The organism is Streptomyces sp. NPDC059564 (genome assembly GCF_042735575.1).
Classification (GTDB): domain Bacteria; phylum Actinomycetota; class Actinomycetes; order Streptomycetales; family Streptomycetaceae; genus Streptomyces.
Window position 1 is genome coordinate 1 of record NZ_JBHWBP010000075.1, and the last position, 19447, is coordinate 19447.

General features: G+C 70.0%; 17 protein-coding genes and 1 pseudogene. 15 read left to right on the forward strand and 3 right to left on the reverse strand.

Features of this window, described 5'->3' with window-relative positions; genetic code table 11:
* The 10 genes from ACFV0Q_RS15760 to ACFV0Q_RS15805 form a co-directional block, all read left to right on the forward strand.
* Nucleotides 1–2858, forward strand: a 2858-nt coding sequence (locus ACFV0Q_RS15760) for a BTAD domain-containing putative transcriptional regulator (RefSeq protein ID WP_385005512.1), incomplete at its 5' end; no start/stop codon positions are given.
* 250 nt (nt 2859–3108) lie between these two features.
* Nucleotides 3109–3459 (forward strand): hypothetical protein, encoded by a 351-nt coding sequence (locus tag ACFV0Q_RS15765; protein WP_385005514.1) that lies wholly within the window; start codon nt 3109–3111, stop codon nt 3457–3459.
* Between the two features lie 112 nt (nt 3460–3571).
* Nucleotides 3572–4867, forward strand: coding sequence for a radical SAM protein (locus ACFV0Q_RS15770; RefSeq protein ID WP_385005516.1), 1296 nt, complete (start codon nt 3572–3574; stop codon nt 4865–4867).
* Nucleotides 4864–5724 (forward strand): radical SAM protein, encoded by an 861-nt coding sequence (locus tag ACFV0Q_RS15775; protein WP_385005518.1) that lies wholly within the window; start codon nt 4864–4866, stop codon nt 5722–5724. Before ACFV0Q_RS15770 ends, ACFV0Q_RS15775 begins: the two co-directional genes overlap by 4 nt.
* A 7-nt stretch (nt 5725–5731) precedes the next feature.
* A complete protein-coding gene (locus tag ACFV0Q_RS15780; RefSeq protein ID WP_385005520.1) occupies nt 5732–6541 on the forward strand; it encodes an aldo/keto reductase family protein in 810 nt (269 codons plus the stop codon).
* Nucleotides 6528–7211 carry a phytanoyl-CoA dioxygenase family protein gene (locus tag ACFV0Q_RS15785; RefSeq protein WP_385005522.1) on the forward strand — a complete coding sequence of 228 codons (684 nt, stop codon included), beginning with the start codon at nt 6528–6530 and terminating at the stop codon, nt 7209–7211. Before ACFV0Q_RS15780 ends, ACFV0Q_RS15785 begins: the two co-directional genes overlap by 14 nt.
* On the forward strand, nt 7208–7894 hold the full coding sequence (locus tag ACFV0Q_RS15790) for a phytanoyl-CoA dioxygenase family protein (RefSeq protein ID WP_385005524.1): 687 nt from the start codon (nt 7208–7210) through the stop codon (nt 7892–7894). Before ACFV0Q_RS15785 ends, ACFV0Q_RS15790 begins: the two co-directional genes overlap by 4 nt.
* Nucleotides 7895–7955: 61 nt before the next feature.
* Nucleotides 7956–9149: a cytochrome P450 gene (locus ACFV0Q_RS15795; RefSeq protein WP_385005526.1), complete on the forward strand. Its 1194-nt coding sequence runs from the start codon at nt 7956–7958 to the stop codon at nt 9147–9149.
* Between the two features lie 177 nt (nt 9150–9326).
* Nucleotides 9327–10580, forward strand: a complete 1254-nt coding sequence (locus ACFV0Q_RS15800) for a YcaO-like family protein (protein WP_385005528.1) — start codon at nt 9327–9329, stop codon at nt 10578–10580.
* A gap of 3 nt (nt 10581–10583) precedes the next feature.
* Entirely contained in the window at nt 10584–11759 is a 1176-nt protein-coding gene (locus ACFV0Q_RS15805; RefSeq protein ID WP_385005530.1) for a TfuA-like protein, read from the forward strand.
* Nucleotides 11760–11803: 44 nt separating this feature from the next.
* Here the strand turns inward: ACFV0Q_RS15805 and ACFV0Q_RS15810 are convergent.
* Nucleotides 11804–11993, reverse strand: a pseudogene (locus ACFV0Q_RS15810) (hypothetical protein); the annotation flags it as partial.
* Nucleotides 11994–12160: 167 nt separating this feature from the next.
* Here ACFV0Q_RS15810 and ACFV0Q_RS15815 point away from each other — a divergent pair.
* The 5 genes from ACFV0Q_RS15815 (at nt 12161) to ACFV0Q_RS15835 (ending at nt 18051) form a co-directional block, all read left to right on the forward strand.
* The gene (locus ACFV0Q_RS15815) at nt 12161–13522 is read left to right on the forward strand and encodes an MFS transporter (RefSeq protein WP_385005556.1); all 1362 of its coding nucleotides are present in this window, start codon (nt 12161–12163) and stop codon (nt 13520–13522) included.
* 34 nt (nt 13523–13556) lie between these two features.
* Complete coding sequence (locus ACFV0Q_RS15820) at nt 13557–15473, forward strand: helix-turn-helix domain-containing protein (protein ID WP_385005532.1); 1917 nt, start codon at nt 13557–13559, stop codon at nt 15471–15473.
* A gap of 123 nt (nt 15474–15596) precedes the next feature.
* Complete coding sequence (locus ACFV0Q_RS15825) at nt 15597–16541, forward strand: ABC transporter ATP-binding protein (RefSeq protein WP_385005534.1); 945 nt, start codon at nt 15597–15599, stop codon at nt 16539–16541.
* A complete protein-coding gene (locus ACFV0Q_RS15830; RefSeq protein ID WP_385005536.1) occupies nt 16538–17527 on the forward strand; it encodes an ABC transporter permease in 990 nt (329 codons plus the stop codon). The genes ACFV0Q_RS15825 and ACFV0Q_RS15830 overlap by 4 nt, the downstream gene beginning before the upstream one ends.
* A 131-nt stretch (nt 17528–17658) precedes the next feature.
* Complete coding sequence (locus ACFV0Q_RS15835) at nt 17659–18051, forward strand: GntR family transcriptional regulator (RefSeq protein WP_385005558.1); 393 nt, start codon at nt 17659–17661, stop codon at nt 18049–18051.
* 17 nt (nt 18052–18068) lie between these two features.
* On the opposite strand, the gene ACFV0Q_RS15840 is transcribed toward ACFV0Q_RS15835, so the two are convergent.
* Together ACFV0Q_RS15840 and ACFV0Q_RS15845 are read right to left on the reverse strand one after the other, a co-directional pair.
* Nucleotides 18069–18446: a hypothetical protein gene (locus ACFV0Q_RS15840; protein WP_385005538.1), complete on the reverse strand. Its 378-nt coding sequence runs from the start codon at nt 18444–18446 to the stop codon at nt 18069–18071.
* 154 nt (nt 18447–18600) lie between these two features.
* Nucleotides 18601–19392: a class I SAM-dependent methyltransferase gene (locus ACFV0Q_RS15845; protein WP_385005540.1), complete on the reverse strand. Its 792-nt coding sequence runs from the start codon at nt 19390–19392 to the stop codon at nt 18601–18603.
* Nucleotides 19393–19447 lie beyond the last annotated feature (55 nt).

The window sequence follows — 19447 nt, forward strand, 5'->3', positions numbered from 1 at the left end:
GGGGTCCCACGCCCCCCAGCAAGGCCACCACCACGATCCGCACCTACGCCTGGCAGTTACGCATACTCCTGGAGCCGGACCGCTCCACCCCGAGCGTGCTCGTGTCGGTCGGCGACGGCTACCGCCTGGTCGTCCCCCCGTCCTCGCTCGACGTGGGGCAGGCCGAAACGCTCGCTCGTGAGGCGGCGCAGGCACGTGCCTCGGGCCGGTGGGAGGAGGCGCGCGACAGGCTGGTCCGCGCACTCGACCTGTGGCAGGGAGAGACTCTGGCCGGAGTGCCCGGACCCTTCGCCATGCGGCAGCGTGACCGGCTTGAGGAATTTCGCATCGCTCTGCTGGAGGAACGCTGCGACCTCGACCTCGCCCTCGGCCGCCATCGCCAGGTCATTCCCGACCTGGCGGACCTCACGGCCGTGCACCCCCTGCGCGAGCGTCCGTACGGCCTGTTGATGCGCGCGCTCTACGGGGCGGGCAGGCAGGCCGACGCGCTCGTGGTGTTCAGCGGTGTCAGGAAGCTGCTGCTGGAGGAGCAGGGCATCGATCCCGGGCCCGAGCTGACCGCCACCTACCGGCAGGTCCTGGAGAACGATCCGGCCCTCTCCATAGCGGCCGCCGAGGAACCCGCGGTGCCCGCGGAACCCGTGGTGCCCGAGGAACCGAAGGCGGCCGAGGAACCGAAGGCGGCCGAGCCCCTCCCCGCGGCCGCCCGGGGCCGGGAGCCGCTGCCCGTTCCGGCACAGCTCCCGCCGCTGCTGCCCGACTTCGCCGGCCGCACCGACGCCGTCAGCGACATGCACACCCTGCTGACGACGCCCGGACGGCGAGCGCCGACCGTCGTGGCGATAGCCGGGATGGGCGGGATCGGGAAGACCTCACTGGCCCTGTTCACAGCCCACGGCGTACGGCACGCCTACCCGGACGGGCAGCTCTACGCCGATCTGCGTGGAGCGGACGACAACCCCGCTGACCCCGTCGGCGTCCTGACGGGGTTCCTGCTGTCGCTGGGCGTCGCCGCCGAGGCCGTACCCGACACCCTCGCAGACCGTTCCAAACTCTTCCGTTCGATGCTGGACGGCCACAGGGTGCTGATCGTCCTGGACAACGCACGTGACGCCTCACAGGTCCTGGACCTGATGCCCGGATCGGCCGGCTGCGGAGTCGTCATCACCAGCAGGTCCCGTCTCTTCGGTCTGCCCGTCACCAAACAGCTCAGCTTGGACACCTTCAGGCCCGACGAGGCCCTCTCGCTGCTCGGCGCGGTCATCGGCACCGAACGGCTCGACGCGGAACGGGAACAGGCCCTCGAACTGCTCCGGCTGTGCGGACTCCTGCCGCTGGCCATCCGGATCGTGGCCACCAGGCTGGCGTCCCGGCCGCGGTGGGCCATCGCGACACTGACCGCCCGGCTCGCCAACGAGCAGCGACGCATCGAGGAACTACGCGTGGGTCACGTGTCGATCCACGCGGTCTTCGAACTCGGCTACCGGCAACTGCCGCCCGAGCAGGCCCGCGCCTTCCGGCTGCTCGCCGCCCCGGGGTCCCTGGACTTCGGTCTGCCGGTGGCCGCGGCCGCACTCGCGACGGACGAGGAGACGGCGGAGGAACTGCTGGAAGCCCTGGTGGACGCCGCCATGCTGGAGTCCCCCGAACCGGGCCGCTACCGCTATCACGACCTGCTCCGCGCCTTCGCCCAGTGCGCGGAACCGGAACACCAGGACGATACCCGGCAGGCCTTCGGCAGGCTGCTCGACTACCTGCTGGCCACCGCGTGCAACGCCTTCGCGCAGGCCGTGCCCGGAGACCCGGTGGCGAACTCCCTCGGCGCGCTGCGGTCCCAGGGGCTGCACTTCGGCGACGTCCACACAGCGCGTTCCTGGATCACCGGCGAGATCGGACTGGTGACGGCGGCCGCGCTGCACACCGTCGGCCGGCGGACGGATCCCTACGACGGCCAGTTGCGGACCGCCGTCGACCTGCTCATCGCGGTCAGCCCCTTCTGCGCCGACGTCCGGTTCGAGGGGCTGCGGTCCGCCGCACTGGAGCTCGCGCGGGAGGCCGAGCTCAGGGGCGACCAACGGGTTCTGGGCCGGGCACAGTTGCTGTGCAGCAGCATCGCCCTGCAGGCCACCCGCCCGTCCGACACCGAGCAGCACGCGCGCCTGGCCGTCACGGCGTCGAGGAACACGGAGGACACGGTCATACTCCGGCAGGCGCTCAACAACCTCGGTGTGGCGGTCATGTTTCTGCACCGGTACGACGAGGCGGTGGCGTGCTTCGACGAGGCGATCACCCTCGCCCGCGTCCTCGGCCACCGGTCCGGCGAGGCGGCGACCACCATCAACGCGGCGCTCGCCCGCGTGCGCAGCGGCCGGGCCGCCGAGGCGATACGGGCCTGCGAGACGACGCTGGTGACCTTGCGTTCCATGGGCGACCTTCCGGGGGTCGCCTACGCGTTGTACGTGCTGGCTTTGGCACTGCACGAACACGAGCGGTTCGATGACGCCATCGCCCGCTACACCGAGTGCCTCACGGTCTGCCGGTCCGCCGGCATCTGGGGGCGCGAGGCCCACGCCCTGTACCGGCTCGCCGAAACACTCCGCAGGACAGGGCGGTACGACGAGGCGGTGCGGTACGCCACCGAGGCCGTGGCCCGGTGCGAGCAGATCGGAGCCGTGCGGGACCACGCCTACGCGTTGATGGTCCTGGGCCGGGCCGAGGCCGATCGCGGCGGCATCGACACCGCCCGCGTCCAGCTGGGCAAGGCGCACGAACTCTTCACCGGTCTCGGCCTGCCCGATGCCGACGACATCCGCCGGATCCTCGATCATCTGCCGGGCGGCTCCGCACCGTCGGACTAACCGTGACGGTACCGGTCGCCGACCCCTATCGGCACATCGCGTCACGTCGCTGAAATCCCCTCGCCTGGAGCGGGAATGCCGAATAGGCGAGGCGCACGTCGAATATACCGGGGATGGACCATGCATATTCCCCGGCGTGCGAGAGTGGGCGTCAGCGGTCGCAATATGCGCCTAAAAGCCGTGGAGCAATCAGTAGTTCAGCTCCGGGGCAGCGCGGACCGAATGTGACCCTTTCTTAGGAGGCGTTTTAATGCCCAAACCTCGCGAACAGAAGGACAACCACCTCATCTACGCCGACGCCGTGGGGTCGCGCGGTAAGTCGGGCGTGTGGTTCGGCGATCGCGAAGACTTCAAGTCCAAGCAGGTCAGCGTGATGGACGCCGTCAAGGAGCGGATCGAGTGGGTGCCGGTCGAGGACGCCGTCATGGCGATCAGCCTTGACCCGCCGGGCATCGTTCTCATGGCGCCCAACCCGTCGCTCCCCGGCATCATCGTCCTCGCCGACGGTGCGACGGCCGAGAACACCGAGCATCTCAAGAAGCACTACACCGAGATCGTTCAGGGTGTCCTGACGGACGCGAACATCGCGCAAGAAGACTAACCGCTCCATCCTGCTGCGGTGCCATCGGCAAGCGACGGTGGCGCCGCAGCGGGCTTCTCGCTGTGCGGTTCGATTCGACGCATGGCTGGTTCCGTTTCTTTAGGAGTTCACCGTGACGAACGATGCCGATCGACTCTGGAACAAGTATTTGCTTGTCAATCAGGGGGCGGAGGGTATTGTTTTCGATCCCGTCACCCTGGGGAGCGCGAGTCTCACCGCCGACGAGATGAAGCAGATCCGCGACAACGAGCCCCGGATTCTGGCGGAGATGAAGCAGCTGGGCTTCACTCCCGAGCCGCCGGCCGCATCTCAGCGTGATCTGATCTTCGACCGGATCAACGGGCTGGGCATGACCGGAACGCCGCCGCGGATCAGCGGATACCGCATCGTGGTGACCGACCGCTGCAACATGACCTGCACGTACTGCTTCGTGGACACCAACACGGGCGCCGACGACATCACCATCCCCGACCTCCGCGAAGGGCTCGAGTACCTCTTCGAGCAGAACGCCGGCCAGGACGAGGTCACCATTCAGTGGTTCGGCGGTGAGCCGACCACCCGGTTCGACCTGATGCAGTACGGAGACGAGTACGCTCTCGAACTCGCCGAGAAGTACGGCGTGGGGCGTGTGCAGTTCACCGTCGTCACCAACGGTGTCCTGATCAAGGACCCCATGATCGAGCACTTCAAGAAGTTCAAGTACGGCGTGGGCGTCTCCTTCGACGGGGCTCCGGACGACAACCAGGTCGAGCGGTTCCTGCTGTCGGGCAAGCCTGCGGACAAGCGGATCCACCGGAACATCCAGCGGCTGATCGATGCCGGGGTACACGTGGGCTGCAACCTCACCCCCACGCCGATCAATGTGAGCAACCTGCCGGACACCGTCGAGTACGTGCTGTCCCTCGGCATCAACTTCATCTACGTCAACACCCCCATTCCGATCTCCGGCCGCTGGCACGTCGACGGCGAGGCGCTGTGCCGCGCGGTGTTCCGTTCGCGGCTTCTGGCGCTGTCCCGCGGTGCCATGCTGTTCTCCTCGCTCGACCGCATCTATCAGGCCCTGGACACCCGCCTGCCGAAAATGTACGAGCACATCCAGCAGGACGGCGGCCTGAACGCGGCTCTGCTGTCCCGCGGGCGCATCTCCATCCTCGACCTGAACTGGCGCGACGAGTCGTTCGTCTTCCCGATCAGTCAGCTTCGGGAGCAGCCCGAGCTGCTGGCGGGAGCCGCCAAGAACCTCCTGCCGGCGAAGGAGTGCGGAGAGTGCCCCGCCGCCGCCGTCTGCGGTGGTCCGTCCCGCAACGACGTCTCGCTCCGGAACAACCCCGAGCCCGATCCGCAGATGTGCGACTTCTTCCAGATCGGTCTCGAACTCGCCCTCACCGACCAGACGGGATTGCAGTGACCGACAGCCTCGGAGCACTCCGAGGAGTGCTCGTCTCGACCGCAGACAACTGCGAAGTGAACTGCCGGTTCTGCTTTCGGGCCGATGTCGGACGCGACGTCCTGAGCCTCGACACCTACGCCCGGGCACTGTCACGGCTCCACGAACTCGGCATGGACGAGCTGTGCTTGTCCGGCGGCGAGCCGACCGACCACCCGGAGTTCCGTCAACTCGTGCGTGTCGCAGTCCAGTTCGGTTTCCGCACCTCGGTGGTCACCGCCGCCAGGACCGGCCCGCGACTCGATGCCCTCGCCGGTGTCGCCGGCATGCTCAGTCACGTCACCGTCTCCGCCGACAGCCGCAGAGCGGACGAGATCGGCCGCACCGGCCGGACGATCTCCTCGACGCCGAAGGTCTTCGAGGTGTTGGGACACCGTCGGGCGAGCCTGCACGTCACCGCGTACGAGCTGGACGAAGCCGACCTGAAGGCCATCGTCTCGGTGGTCGAGACGGCCGGTGTCCCGGTGGAGGTCAGCCCGCTGCTGCCGTCGCCGACGTTCCGTTTCGAGAATCCCCACCTCAAGCGCGACCTGGCGTTGATCGAAACGTTCTTCGGCATGTCGGAGCAGTTGAGGACAGTGGTGTCGGACTACCACGAGTGGCTGCGCGGCCCGGTCGTCCGGTCCTGCCGGTCCGCGCGGCTGTACCTGTCCGCGGACGGCTTCCTGCGCCGCTGCCCCTACGACAGCTCTCAGCAGGTGTCGGTCTTCGCGACACGGCAGGAGATCCGCGAAGCGCTCGAGCAGTCGTTCTGCGAACCACCGACCACCGGTCTGGCCTGCATGGCGATCTGCCGTTCGGAATCCCAGGAAGGGTGAGTTGTCCATGAACACGAAGCAGGATCAGCCGTCCGTGGTGATCGGCACCATGCGCTGCTCGGGGTCCTTCAACGGCCTGATGGTGCTGGGCCGCGACGCGGACGAGGGCCGGGAGTTCGTCGAGGGCGCGATCGCCCAGGGCTTCACCACGTTCGACACCTCGCCCGTGTATGCCCGCGGGAGAGCGGAGGAGGACCTCGGCGCGCACCTTCCCCGCGACGCGTCGGTCTGGACCAAGGTCGGGATCGACACCACCACTCCCCTGCCCACCCTGGACTACAGCCTGGAAGGAATGGCCAAGTCGCTGCAGGGAAGCCTGAAGCGGCTCGGGCGGGACCACGTCGAGGTCGCCTTCGTGCACAATCCGGAGCCGAGGCGGGTGTCGGACATCGACTTCGCCGGGTTCGCCAGGCACTGCTCACGGACGGGGCACGCGGAGCTGGTGGGCGTCAGTGTGCTGCTGCCGGACGTGAGTCTGCCGCAGATCGCCGGCAGGCTGCCCGCCGGCAGCGTGGTCATGTGCGAGGCGGACCAGCTGGATCCGCAGGACACGAACGTGACGCGCCTGCTCGCCGACTACCGTCTCGTGGTCCGCAGTCTCTTCTCGGGCGGCTCCCGGCTGCGGGCGGTACCGCCCGAGCGCAGGGCGGAGGCGATCGCCGCCAGGATCTCCGAGATTCACGAGATCTACAGCCCCGAAGCCGTGGTCATCGGCCCTCGGACCAAGGAGCAGCTGGATGACTACGAGGCGGGGCCGGCCCGGCTCACGTCCGCTGCTCGGCACTCCGCACCCGGGCGGTCCCATGTCACTCCATGAGGCGGAGGTCGCGCAGCAGCTGCGGGTGTTCGGATTCGCCCGCCTCCGGGGAGCCGCGGCGGACACCGTGGAGGAACTGCAGCACGCTTTCGGCCAGTTGATCGATCTGCCGGCGGACGGTACGCCAACCGAGAGGGTCACCAGGTTCGAGGCCCTCAACGACATGCCCGAGCTGGGGCTGATCTCCGGATCGGCGTGGGTGGGCGCGATCTGCGGGGCGTTCTTCGAACGCAACCACCAGGTCATCACCAGCGATGCCAACGCGCTCGTCGGCGACTCGTACTGGCACTCGGACGGTTTCTACACCACGCCGTTCCTGCGTTTCGTTCTGTACCTGGACGCCACCGCGCACGACACGGGTGCCCTGCGCTTCCTTCCCGGTTCGCATCGAGCCGACAACGGCTGGCTCGGGGAACCGACCCAGCACGTCATCAGGCACGGGGAGGACCTCGGTCTCACCGGTGGCGACGTTCCGGCGGTGGTCGTCGAGTCCCAGCCCGGCGACGTCATCGTCTTCGACACGAACGTCCTGCACTCGGCATGGCACGGCGGCATACGACGGCAGCTGGCGTTCAACTGTGTCGGTGACCCGGTGACCGAGACCGAGCAGCGCGACACGCGTCGCTACTTCCTCAACCGCTACGTCTCCGGATCGGTGTCCATCGGATGAGACTCACCTCTTTGTCGGTGACCGACGCCGAGATCACCCGCTTCAGGACGTTCGGGTTCCTTCACCTGCGCGGCGTGCAGAACGACGTCGTGGCGGCCGTCGCCGACGCCTTCGAAGACGTCTTCGAGAACTTTCCGCAGGTCGGCCGGCAGGGGCGTGCGGGCGTCGCCCGGATCGCCGAGCGCAGCGCGGTGCTCCAGAAGGTGCTCCTGGCCGACGACCGGTGTCCTCGGGTGGCACGTAGGCTGCTGGGCACGGACGTCGTCTACGTCGGCGGCGACGGAGTCCGCTACGACGGTGCCACCTACTGGCACCGGGACGGGAACCACCGCGCTCTGCGGCTCCTCAAGATCGTCCAGTATCTGGAGCCGCTCGACGGCGACACCGGAGCGCTGCGGTTCATTCCCGGCACCCACCGCAGGGGCGGGAGCTGGGACTCGTTCGCCGCGGAGATGGAGAACCCGCTGCGTCGCCTCGGGATGCGGCCCGCCGAGGTGCCGGCCTTCACCGTCGACTCCTCCCCCGGTGACCTCATCGTCTTCGATCCGCACTCCTACCATGCGTCGTTCGGCGGTGCCGACAAGCGGCGGCAGATCACCACGACGTATGCGGCCGTGCCGCAGTCGGCAGAAGCGCGACAGGAGCTGACGAGCTATCTGCTCGCCGACCGATCTCTGCTGTAACCCCCTCCCCCGGTACTACGTCAGCCTTGAGAAGCGCGTGAATTGAACGGGTTGGTTTGTGATGGACAACGTAACGGCGGAGACCACGGTGCCGCAGATCCCGACGGACCGGGAAGCGGAACCGGTCAAGTGGTTCGACGAACTCCGTGAGTCGCACGGTGTGCACTGGGACGAGATCACGAACACGTGGTACGTGACGCGATACGACGACGTGTACGAACTTCTCCCTGATCCCCGGCTCGGCGCCCAGGTGGAAACCTATTGCCCGCCCTCGCTGACGGAAGAGCAGGAGAACACCTACTGGCGGGTGACGGAGTTCATCGACCGCTGGCCCGTGTTCTCCGATCCGCCGCGGCACACCGGGATGCGGCGTCTGCTCCTGCCGTTGTTCACGCCCGCCGCCGTTCGGCAGATGATCGCCGCGATGGCGGATTCCATCGCGGCGACCAGTTCCACGGTGACGCCTGACAGGCTGTTCGCCGATGTCGTCAGGCCGGCTCTGGCAGCCGGCCTGAGCGATCTCCTGGACGAGGAGACGGACGGCTTGGCACAGCTCGCCGACTGCGCCACCCGGATCCTGGCCGTCGGGCCGATCGAGACGTACGACCCCGCCATCGGGCGGCTCGCGGAAGAGGCCATGGACGAGCTGACCGGGCTCGTCGCGCAGCGCTGCGCGGTTCCCCGGGGGGTCCTCGCCTCGGCGCTGAGCCGCGCTCTGTCCGACGGGACGTTGGATCTTCTGGACGCGACCGCGATATACGCCCAGCTGGTGAGTGGCGCGTTGGAACCCACCGCGGCGGCTGTCGCACGCCTGTTGGAGGCGTTGACCGGCCCGGAGAGCGCCGCCGTCGACCTGGAGGAGGACGTCGACGGGGCCGTGGACGAGGCGCTGCGGCTCGTCACGCCCTTCCACTTGGCCACCAGGCGCGCGCTGTCCGATCTGACCCTGCACGGTCACACCGTACGGGCCGAGTCGCGCGTGGTCCTCGTACTCGTGGCAGCCAACCGCGACCCGAGGCGGTTCGCCGACCCGGGCACCTTCCGTGCGGACAGGACCGGGGCTCGCCATGTCGCCTTCGGGCGGGGCCGGCACGCGTGTCTGGCCGCCGGACTCACGCGGCAGGTCATGAGGGAGATGATGCTGCAACTCGCGTCGACAGGCCTGTTGGAGCAGCTGCCTCGGCTGACCGCGGTGTGGAAGGGGGACTTCGGGGCGCGTTTCGCCGACGACCTCGTGGTCACGCGGGACGCCTGAGGCAGGCCGCAGGGGCACGGACCGGGCCGGCGCGGTCCCCTGTGCCGTGACGAGCGCCGGCAGGGCCGCGCGGACCGGCGACCGTCGCCCCTCTCCGGCCCGCTCCGCCGGCTCCTGAAACGCAGCGACGCGCGGCGGTCCGCGTTCCCATCGATCCCCGCTTCCAGACAAGGCATCATGATCATGGTCAAACCGGACAGCCTGACAGCCCTTCGCCCGGACAGCTTTCAGCCTGATGCGGAAAGTACGGAGGCCGGACACACCAGAAGTTTCAAGGAGACGTGGGACTTCCTGAAACCACTGCTGCCTCGCGTCCCCGTCACGCGCGTGTACGACACCACCCCCCTGGATTACATCAGCTCCCCCGTGTGGTCGGCCGTGACCCCTCTGGCCAAAGACCTGACGGTGAGCGCGGGAAAGGGGGCGACGCCGATCGCGGCGAAGCTGAGCGCCGTCATGGAGGCGATCGAGCGAGTCTCGGCCGAGGAAATCCCGGCCCTCCGGATCGTCAGGGGTTCCTACGAGGAACTCGCTCCCGCCGCTGCGGTCGACCCGGAGGACTTCAGCCTGCCGCAGGACACGACGTACCGGCCCGACGCCGTTTTCTCCTGGACGGGGGCGTACGACCTGGCGCAGGGGGGCCATCATCTGGTACCGACCGACCTCGTCCTCAATCCCTCCGCGGAAGGCATGACGGCGCGGATCGAGACCAACGGGCTCGCCTCCGGGAATACGTATTCAGAGGCGGTCCTCCACGCGGTCTGTGAGCTTGTCGAGCGCGACGCGGTGTCGGAGGAAGCGTTTTACTCCGCTCACCACGACCCGCTTTTCTCTCCTCGTCGACCTTTGAGGGTCATATCCCCGGATTCGGTTCCAGCCGGAACCGCGAAGGAGTTCATCGACGCGCTGACCGCTCAGGGTCTGGTTGTCCGGATACAGGATCTGACCAACGTGATCGACGTTCCGGTCATCCGGGTCGTCCTTTTCGACAACGGCTACTTCGGGCAGGAGGGCAAGGTGACCTACTTCCCCGGGTACGGGGCCGACCTCCAGCCCGAACGGGCGCTGCTTCGCGCTCTCACCGAGGCGTGCCAAGGTCACGCCAGCTTCGCCACGGGCGCGCGAGAGGTGTTCGAGACCGGGCGCGCCAGGCGCCGGCCGGCCGAGCTGAAGCGGATCGACGCTCTTTACCGCAGCCCCGGCTCCCTGGCGTTCCCGCAGGCCAAGGACGGCAGCGGCAGCATCCTGCAGAACATACACACGGTCGTCGGCCGGCTGCGGGACGCAGGACACGACAAGTGCCTGGTGACAGAACTTACCCGCGAGGATCTCGGCGTGCCGGTGGTTCGTGTCCTGATTCCGGGCCTCGCGTCTCCCTACGGTGAGAGTTCGCGCACCCCTACCCTCCGCCTGCTGGAATCGGTGATCTGAGCCATGAGAACCACCATATTCACCGGGCCGTCCCTGCCGCCGGGCGAGGCACGGGCCCTTATGCCGCAGGCGCACGTGCTTCCCCCCGCGAAACGCGGCGACGTCTACCGGGCCAGAGAAATCGGAAGCTCCCGGATCCTCATCATCGACGGATCGTTTTCGCAGGTGCTCCCGGTGTCACCGCGCGAGGTCGTCGAGGTGGCTCGCGACGGCGCTCAGATCGTCGGGGCGTCCAGTATGGGGGCCATACGGGCCGCGGAATGCTGGCCCGTCGGCGTCCACGGTGTCGGAGCCGTCTACAGGATGTACCGGTCCGGCCTCTTCGATTCGGACGACCCCGTGGTGGTCGCGACGGATCCCGACGACGACCACTCGGCGGTGAGCGTCGCCCTGGTCAATATCCGTGCGGCGATCAGAAAGCTGTACGGTCTGAAGCTGATCACCCGGTCCCAGGGTGTGGAGCTTCACCGGGTCGCCGCCGAATCGTACTATCCCGACCGGGTCTGGCGGCTTCTGTTCAAGAAAGCCGGGATCGGCGACCCGAGTGGCGTGATAGGTGAAGTCGCAGCCTCCGTCGACATCAAGAGGGTGGACGCACTGAGGGCGGTTCGCTTTCTTTCGCTCCTGCCCGACGGAGCACCCGCCGATGGAAACGACCGCCGATTCAGCCAAGGGCCCCGATACGCCTCGCACGACCCGCTTCTCGGCCACAGCCGTGAAGAACTCGATCTGTCGCTCCCTCCGTTCATCTTCGGAACCGGCCGGTATCAGAAATACATCCGGTTCCTGCTGGCCGGACAGCTCGATTTCGCAGGACTGAACACCGGGAGCGATTCGAAGCTGTCCCGAAATTCCTCGGTCGAGCCAGCTCTCGCGCGCCTCTTCCTCGACATTCCGTCACTGTCCGCAAACCTGATGGACAAGATTCATCATTTCAGGCAGTTCGAGACGGAAGTGATGCTGTGGCATGCGGTTCACCGGCTGAAGGATCACAAGACGAGCAGAACGGAGGTGACACCTCCGCATGAGACCAGGGTCAGGGACTCGATAGCGAAGGCCCACGGCTACGACCACTGGGACGCGCTGACGACCGACTTGCGTGACGACGCTCTGCCCAGCGGGGTCCCCCTCGGCTGGATCGAGGAATCCTGTCACGACTTGGCTCTCGCCCGGTCCTGACACCCCCGGGACCGCCGAGCGGCGACACCGACGGAGGCCGGCGGCAGGAGCAGCGGTCTGGCCCGGTCGAAACGGTCGGCTGAAGGATCCCAGGGCTCGTCCAGCACGGCCAGCCCCTCCGGGCCGCCCTGGCGCCAGGCGGCGACCGCGCGGGCCAGGTCGCCCGGTGTGCGGCCGACGGCATCAGCGGGCGCGGAGGGCGCGGGTGGACGCGGTCAGGCCGGGGCCGGGGCGGCGGCCAGGCGTACCCGGGGTCCGAGGGGATCGGTTCGGGTCGTGTGGTGGTCGGACACATCTGGGTGGGGTTGATTGTGATGACGGGCCACATATGCCGGTGACCTGCGGACTTCTACGTTGTGGCCACACCCGACGTCCCCGCAGACACCCTGGAAGTGGTGCACATGGTCTCCATCGGAACCGCCCCGAAGGCCCCGTCAGGCATCAGACGGATCGTCGCCGCCAGTCTCATCGGGACCACCATCGAGTGGTACGACTTCTTCCTGTACGGCTCCGCCGCCGCCCTCGTGTTCAACACGTTGTTCTTCCCCTCCAGCGACCCCCTCGTCGGGACCCTGCTGGCCTTCCTCACCTATGCCGTCGGGTTCGCCGCCCGGCCGCTCGGCGGGGTCGTGTTCGGGCACTACGGGGACCGGATCGGGCGCAAGCGGCTGCTGGTGCTCAGCCTGTTGATGATGGGCGGGGCCACCTTCGCGATCGGGCTGTTGCCGACGCACGCGAGCGTCGGGGTGGGGGCGCCCGTCCTGCTGACCGTGCTGCGGCTGGTGCAGGGGTTCGCGCTGGGCGGGGAGTGGGGCGGGGCGGTGCTGCTCGTCGCCGAGCACGGCGACGACCGCAGCCGCGGGTTCTGGGCCTCGTGGCCGCAGGCCGGTGCCCCCGGCGGCAACCTGCTGGCCACCGGCGTACTCGCGCTGCTCGCCGCCTTCCAGTCCGACGAGGCGTTCCTCGCCTGGGGCTGGCGGATCCCGTTCCTGCTGTCCGGGGTGCTGGTGGTCATCGGGCTGTGGATCCGCGTGTCGGTCTCCGAGTCGCCCGCGTTCCTGGAGGCGCGGGCCCGGGCCGAGGCCGAGGAGGCCGCGGGGGCGAAGGCGCGGCCGCCGGTGGTCGAGGTGCTCCGCACCGGCCGGCGGGGCGTGCTGACCGCGATCGGGGTCCGCCTCGGCGAGAACGTCTCGTACTACGTCCTGACGGCCTTCCTCCTGGTCTACGTCACCGTGCACCTGCACCTGCCGAAGTCGGACGCGCTGAACGCCGTACTGATCGGCTCGGCCGTGCACTTCGTGACCATCCCGCTGTGGGGCGCCCTGTCCGACCGGATCGGCCGCCGCGCGGTGACCCTCGTCGGATCGGTCGGCATGGCCGGCTGGGCGTTCGCCTTCTTCGCCCTGCTGGACTCCCGCTCCTTCCCGGTGATCGCCGCCGCGGTGACCGCCGGACTGCTGCTGCACGGGGCGATGTACGGTCCGCAGGCGGCGTTCATCTCGGAGATGTTCGATACCCGGGTGCGCTACTCGGGCGCCTCGATGGGTTCGCAGCTCGCCTCCATCATCGGCGGGGCGCTCGCGCCGATCATCGCCGTCGAGCTCCTCAAGGACTACGGGTCCTCCGTGCCGGTCTCCCTCTACCTGTGCGCGGCGGCGCTGGTGACGACGGTGACGGTCGTGTTCGCCCGGGAGACGCGGGGCCGCAGCCTCACCGGGTCCGAGGCGGCGCCCGCCCCCGTCCGGGCCGCCGTCAACGGCTGACGGCGCCCGTACGCGCCCACGTAAGCTCACCCCCGTGACAGACCGCTCCGGCGAACGGGCCGGCCTCCGGGAGCTGCTCGGCCTGCTCGCGCGGGGCGCGCCGGCCGAGGACTTCGCCGGGCCGGCCGCGGCCGCGCGCGCCGCCGGGGCCCCCGCCGGGGAGGTGGCCGCCCTGGAGGAGGCCGCGCGGGTGGCGCTGGAGGTGCACCGGACGCTGCTCCGCCACCGCACCCGGGAGGCGGAGCTGACCGCGCTGTTCGACAACGCCGGCGACCTCGCGGCGCTGCGGGACCTGGACGCGGTCCTGCGGGCCATCACCCACCGGGCCAAGCAGCTGCTGCACACCGACGTCACGTACCTCTCCCTCAACGACGAGACCGCGGGCGACACCTTCATGCGGGTCACCGACGGTTCGGTGTCGGCCGCGTTCCAGCAGCTGCGGCTCGGCATGGGCGAGGGCCTGGGCGGGCTGGTCGCCCAGACCGCCCGCCCGTACGCGACCGGGGACTACCAGAGCGACCCCCGTTTCCAGCACACGCGTCCCATCGACAGCGCGGTGGCCGAGGAGGACCTGCACGCCATCCTGGGTGTGCCGCTGCGGCTGGGCGCGAAGGTCATCGGGGTACTGTTCGCCGCCGACCGGCGCCCGCGCGCGTTCTCGGCGCGCGAGGTGGCGCTGCTGTCCTCGCTCGCCGACCACGCGGCGATCGCCATCGACGGGGCCCGTCTGCTGGAGGAGACGCGCCGGGCCCTGGCCGAGCTCAACGCGGCGTCGCGCACCATCCAGGAGAACAGCGACGCGCTGCGGCGGGCCGAGGAGGCGCACGACCGGCTGACCGGTCTCGTGCTGCGCGGCGGGGACATCACCGAGGTCGCGGCGGCGATCGGCACCCTCCTCGACGGCGGCACGCTGATCCACGACGCGGACGGCCTGGAGCTGGCCCGCGTACGGTCGGACCCGCTGCCCCCGCCCGCCCGCGCCGTCGCGGCGTCCCGGAGCAGCGGGCGGGCGGTGCCCCGGGAGGGGACCTGGGTGTGCGCGGTGCTCGCCGGCCCGGAACTGCTGGGCAGCGTCACCCTCACCGGCCGCGCCGGTCTCGACGACGCCGGGCGGCGCCTGTTCGAGCGGGCCGCGACGGTCACGGCGCTGCTGCTGCTCCTGCGGCGTTCGGTCGCGGAGACCGAGGACCGGATACGCGGCGAACTCCTGGGCGACCTGCTGAGCCCCTCCGCGGATCCCGCGGGCCTGGCCGTGCGCGCCCGGCGCCTGGGCGTGGACCTCGGCCGGCCGCACGCCCTGTTCGTCCTGCACAGCGACGCCGCCCCGCGCCCGCGGCTGCTCGCCGCGGCGGCGCACCAGGCGCGCGAGCGGGGCGGTCTGGCGGGGGTCCACCACGACCACGCCGTACTGCTGGCCCCCTCGGACCGCGCCGGCGCGGACGCCTCGGGGCTGGCCGCCGCGCTCGGCCGGGCGGTGGGCGGCCCGGTCACGGTCGGTGCGGCGCGCGCCGGCGGCAGTCCGGCCGCGCTGCCCGCGGCGCACGCGGAGGCCCTGCGCTGCCTGTCGACGCTGCGCGCGCTGGGCCGGGACGGCGACGGCGCCGCGCCGGCGGAGCTCGGGTTCCTCGGCGTGCTCCTGGGCGACCGGCCGGACCTGCCCGCGTACGTACGGGACGTCCTCGGGCCGCTGCTGGAGTACGACGCCCAGCGCGGCAGCGAGCTCGTCCACACGCTGCGGGTCTACTTCGCCTCGGGGATGAGCCAGGCCAGGGCGAAGGACGCGCTGCACGTCCACGTGAACACGGTGGTGCAGCGCCTGGACCGCATCGGCCGGCTGCTGGGCCCGGGCTGGCAGTCGCCGGACCGGGCGCTGGAGCTCCAACTGGCCCTGCGGCTGCACCAGGTGTCCGGCGGGACCGCTACGGACGCTTCGCCCGGCTCCCCCGCCTGACCTCTGGTCAGCTCGTCGACCTCTCCGGCCTCTCCGGCCTCTCCAGCCCCGTGTTGACATGACCCCGCCCTGAGTCCATGATTCCATTAGTTATCTAGTGGATTGACGGAAAGGGGGGAAGCTGTGCGAGGCGTGACCACCTCCGACGCGGCGGACGACCGGTGGGCCCTGGAGGCGCGCGGGCTCGGTAAGAAGTACGGGCGCCGCTGGGCCCTGAAGGACTGCTCCTTCCGGGTCCCCGCGGGCCGCATCGCCGCCCTCGTCGGGCCGAACGGCGCCGGCAAGAGCACCCTGCTGAACCTGGCGACCCGCCTGGCCGACCCCTCGGCCGGCGAGCTGCGGATCTTCGGCTCCCCCGTATCGGCGCCCGGCGCCATGACCCGCTGGGCCTACCTCGGCCAGGACAAGCCGCTGTTCAAGCGGTTCACCGTGGCGCAGACCCTGCGGATGGGCCTGGAACTCAACCCGGCCTGGGACCAGGAGGTGGCCGAGCGGATCATCCGGTCCGGGCAGGTGCCGCTCACGTCCCGGATCGAGGACCTGTCGGGCGGCCAGCGCACCCGCGTGGCCTTCGCGCTCGCCTTCGGGAAGCGGCCCGAACTGCTGTTGCTGGACGAGCCCATGGCCGATCTGGATCCGGTCGCGCGGGAGGAGATGGGCGCGCTGCTGCTGTCCGAGGCCGCCGAGCACGGCACGACCGTACTGATGTCCTCCCATCTGCTCACCGAGATCGAGGACATGTGCGACTACCTGCTCGTCCTCGCCGACGGACGCGTCCGCATGGCGGGCGAGGCGGACGAACTGGTCCCCATGCACACCGTGGTCACCGGCGTGACCCCGGAAGGGGACCTGCCCGCCGCCCTGGCACCCCACACCGTGATCGAAGTACGCACCTCCGGACGGCACTTCACCGCCATGGTCCGGCGCCAGGGACCGCTGGAGGGCGAGTGGCAGCTGTCCCGGCCCGGCATGGAGGAGGTGCTGCTCGCGTACCTCCGCTCCCCCGGGGCTCCCGCGCTGCTCTCCCCGACCGCCGTCCCCGGCCACCGAGAGGAGTTCGCCGCATGAGCAGCGCACTGACCCAGGACACCCCCCGCAAGGGTGTCGCGTCCGCCCCGGCCCGCCGACTGCGCGGACTCGCCTGGCTGATGGTCCGCCAGCACCGTACGGCGCTGCTCGTCTGCGCCGCCGCCGTCGTCCTCGGCACGGTCTGGATCGTCTACGAGCGCGGCGCGATGCTGGACACCCTGCACGGCGCCGGATGGCCCGCGAAGTCGCCCGCGGAGCTCGACGGCAGCGTCGCCAACAGGGTCACCAACGACCTGAACTCCGGGGGGAGTTCGGTGGCCTTCCTGTCCCTGCTGCTGGGCGTGTTCCTCGGTGCGCCGCTCATCTCCGCCGACCAGGAGAGCGGGGTCGCGCGGCTCGTCACGACCCAGTCGGTCTCCCGTACCCGTTGGCTGGCGTGGAAGCTGTGCTTCGCCCTGGTCCTCGCCTCGGTGACGACCGGGATCCTCGGCCTCGTCTACGCCTGGTGGTGGCGCTCCGCCGGGCCGTTCGCGCCCAGCGACTGGCTGTCGAACCCGGTGTTCGAGGTGACGGGCCCCGTCGGGGTGGCGACGGCGCTGTTCACCACCTCGCTCGGCATCCTGGCCGGGGCGCTGCTGCGCCGCACCGTGGTGGCCATGGTCTGCACCTTCCTGGTCTCGGGCGTCGCCCTGGTCGCGGCGGAGGAGTTCCGGACCCATCTCGCCACCCCCAGGCGGCTCACGTACCCGCTCGGCGAGAGTCAGCCCGCGCTGCTCGACCACGTGGTCCAGGTGGACAACTGGATCGGTACCGCCTCCGGGAAGCTCTACGGGTGGGGCACCTGCGTGAACGACAGCGCGCCGGAGAGCTGCCGGAGCGGGCTCGGCATCGTCAATTCGGTGTGGGACTACTACGGCGAGGACCAGATGGCGGGCATGCAGTGGGCCGCCGCGGCGGTACTGCTGGCGCTCGCCGCCGTGTGCGTCGCCGCGCTGATGTGGCGGGCCCGGCGCCGCCCGCTGTAGGCGGCACCGCCTGCGGCGGCCCCCTGCCGCGGGGCCGCCGCGGCCGCGTGGAACCCCTAGGCTGAAAGACCCTACGAAAGATCAAGGAGGCGGGCACCGTGGTCGTGTTTCGCATCGAACGCCGCAGCGGCATGCCCGCCTACCTCCAGATCGTCCACCAGGTGGAGCAGGCGCTCCGCATGGGGGCGCTGGCCGAGGGCGACAAGCTGCCCACGGCGGCGCAGGTCGCCGCCACCACGAAGGTGAACCCCAACACCACCCTCAAGGCGTACCGCGAGCTGGAGCGGTTGGAGCTGGTCGAGGTCCGGCAGGGCTCCGGCACCTTCATCACCCGCTCCCTGGCCACCCCGCAGACCGCGCCCGAGTCCCCCCTGCGGGGCCGGCTCGGGGCGTGGATGCGCGAGGCGCGGGAGCAGGGGATGACCGCCGACGACGTGACGACGCTGTTCGACACGGTCCTCGGCGAGGCCTACCCGGGGGGCGCGCCCCGGCCTTCGCACGTCGCGCACCTCCCCGCGCATTGATCTGCCATGAGCCTCCGTCAGTAGGTGTAGCTCAGACCCGACTTGTACGGGGTGAGGGTGCGCTGGCTCACCACGCCGCGGTAGGTGTACCAGCCCCACTTCTTGCACATCGTCTGGTAGCTGAGGGTGTTGAAGGACCCCGAACCCACCCGCACGCGCGGGTAGATGACGTTGTCGCCCCAGTCGCCTTCGGCCGGGCCGCTGGAGTAGCTGTCCACCCCCCAGTAGACGCCGACCACGGACCCCCCTCCCGGACAGTTCCAGCTGCCGAAGTTGACCCAGACGTTCCCGCCCGACCAGGCGCTGGCCGGAGCGGTGCTGAGGGCGACGGCGCTCAGGGTCATCGCCGAACCCACCAACACGGCACGGGACTTCCGGAGCAGTGATCCACGCATGAGACCTCCCCAGTGACGGATGCGCGCGTTCTCGCTTCGCGTGCGCAGCAGACTCCCACACGATCCGGCCGATTGTCTGACTTTCGACGGGATGACGTCGATGTCGAACTTTTGCATGACAAATGAACGTTCGACTGATGCGTGTTTCCCGTGGTCAGGCGGCCAGGGACGTGGTGATCACCAGGGGTGGACGCTCGCGTTCCGCCGCCCACGGACGGCTGCGTACGAGTTCCGGGTCGGCCACCGAGGACGCTTCCTTCACCGAGGGGTGGTGCTGGACAACGCCCCGGAACCCGGCGAGCTCCAGCAGGGGCGGATAGGTGCCGACGGGCCAGGCGTGGTTGCGCATCTCCTGCCAGGTCCCGTCCGTGCGCCGCAGCCGTACGGTGAGCTCCTGGCCCGGCCCGTACGCCGCGCCCGGCTCGCCGATCCGCAGGGAGGCGTACTCCGTGCCGTTGCAGGCGGGGTCGGTGGCCAGCAGCACGAACGGGGCTCCGGGGCGCAGCAGCCGGCGGATCTCGGTGAAGACGGCGAGGACGGCCTCCTCGGTCGGCAGCGAGGCGAGCACGTGGTTGCACATCGCCGCGTCCGCGCAGCCGTCCGCCAGGCCGGTCACCCGGCCGTTCTCGACCAGGTGGAACTCCGCCACCGCGGTCCCCGGGGTCCGGGCCAGTGCCAGCATCTCGGGGGAGGTGTCCACCCCCAGCACCCGCGCCCCCAGGCGCCGGGCGGCGTGGTCGGCGACCGTGCCCGGACCGCACCCGTAGTCGACGAGGACGTCCCCGGCGCCGATCCTGCGTTCCAGGGACCGGAAGACGAACGGGTAGCCGAGCAGCCAGTCGGTGGCCGCCTCCACTGCCGCGAAGGCCTGCGCCCCGGCATGTCCGGACCAGGCTGCGCCCTCCGCCGGGTCCTTCGGTGCGTCTTCCCACGACCTGTCGCTCACAGCCCCACTATCGGCCCACGGCGGCCCGGCCGCGACGTCACGACACGGCGCGGGC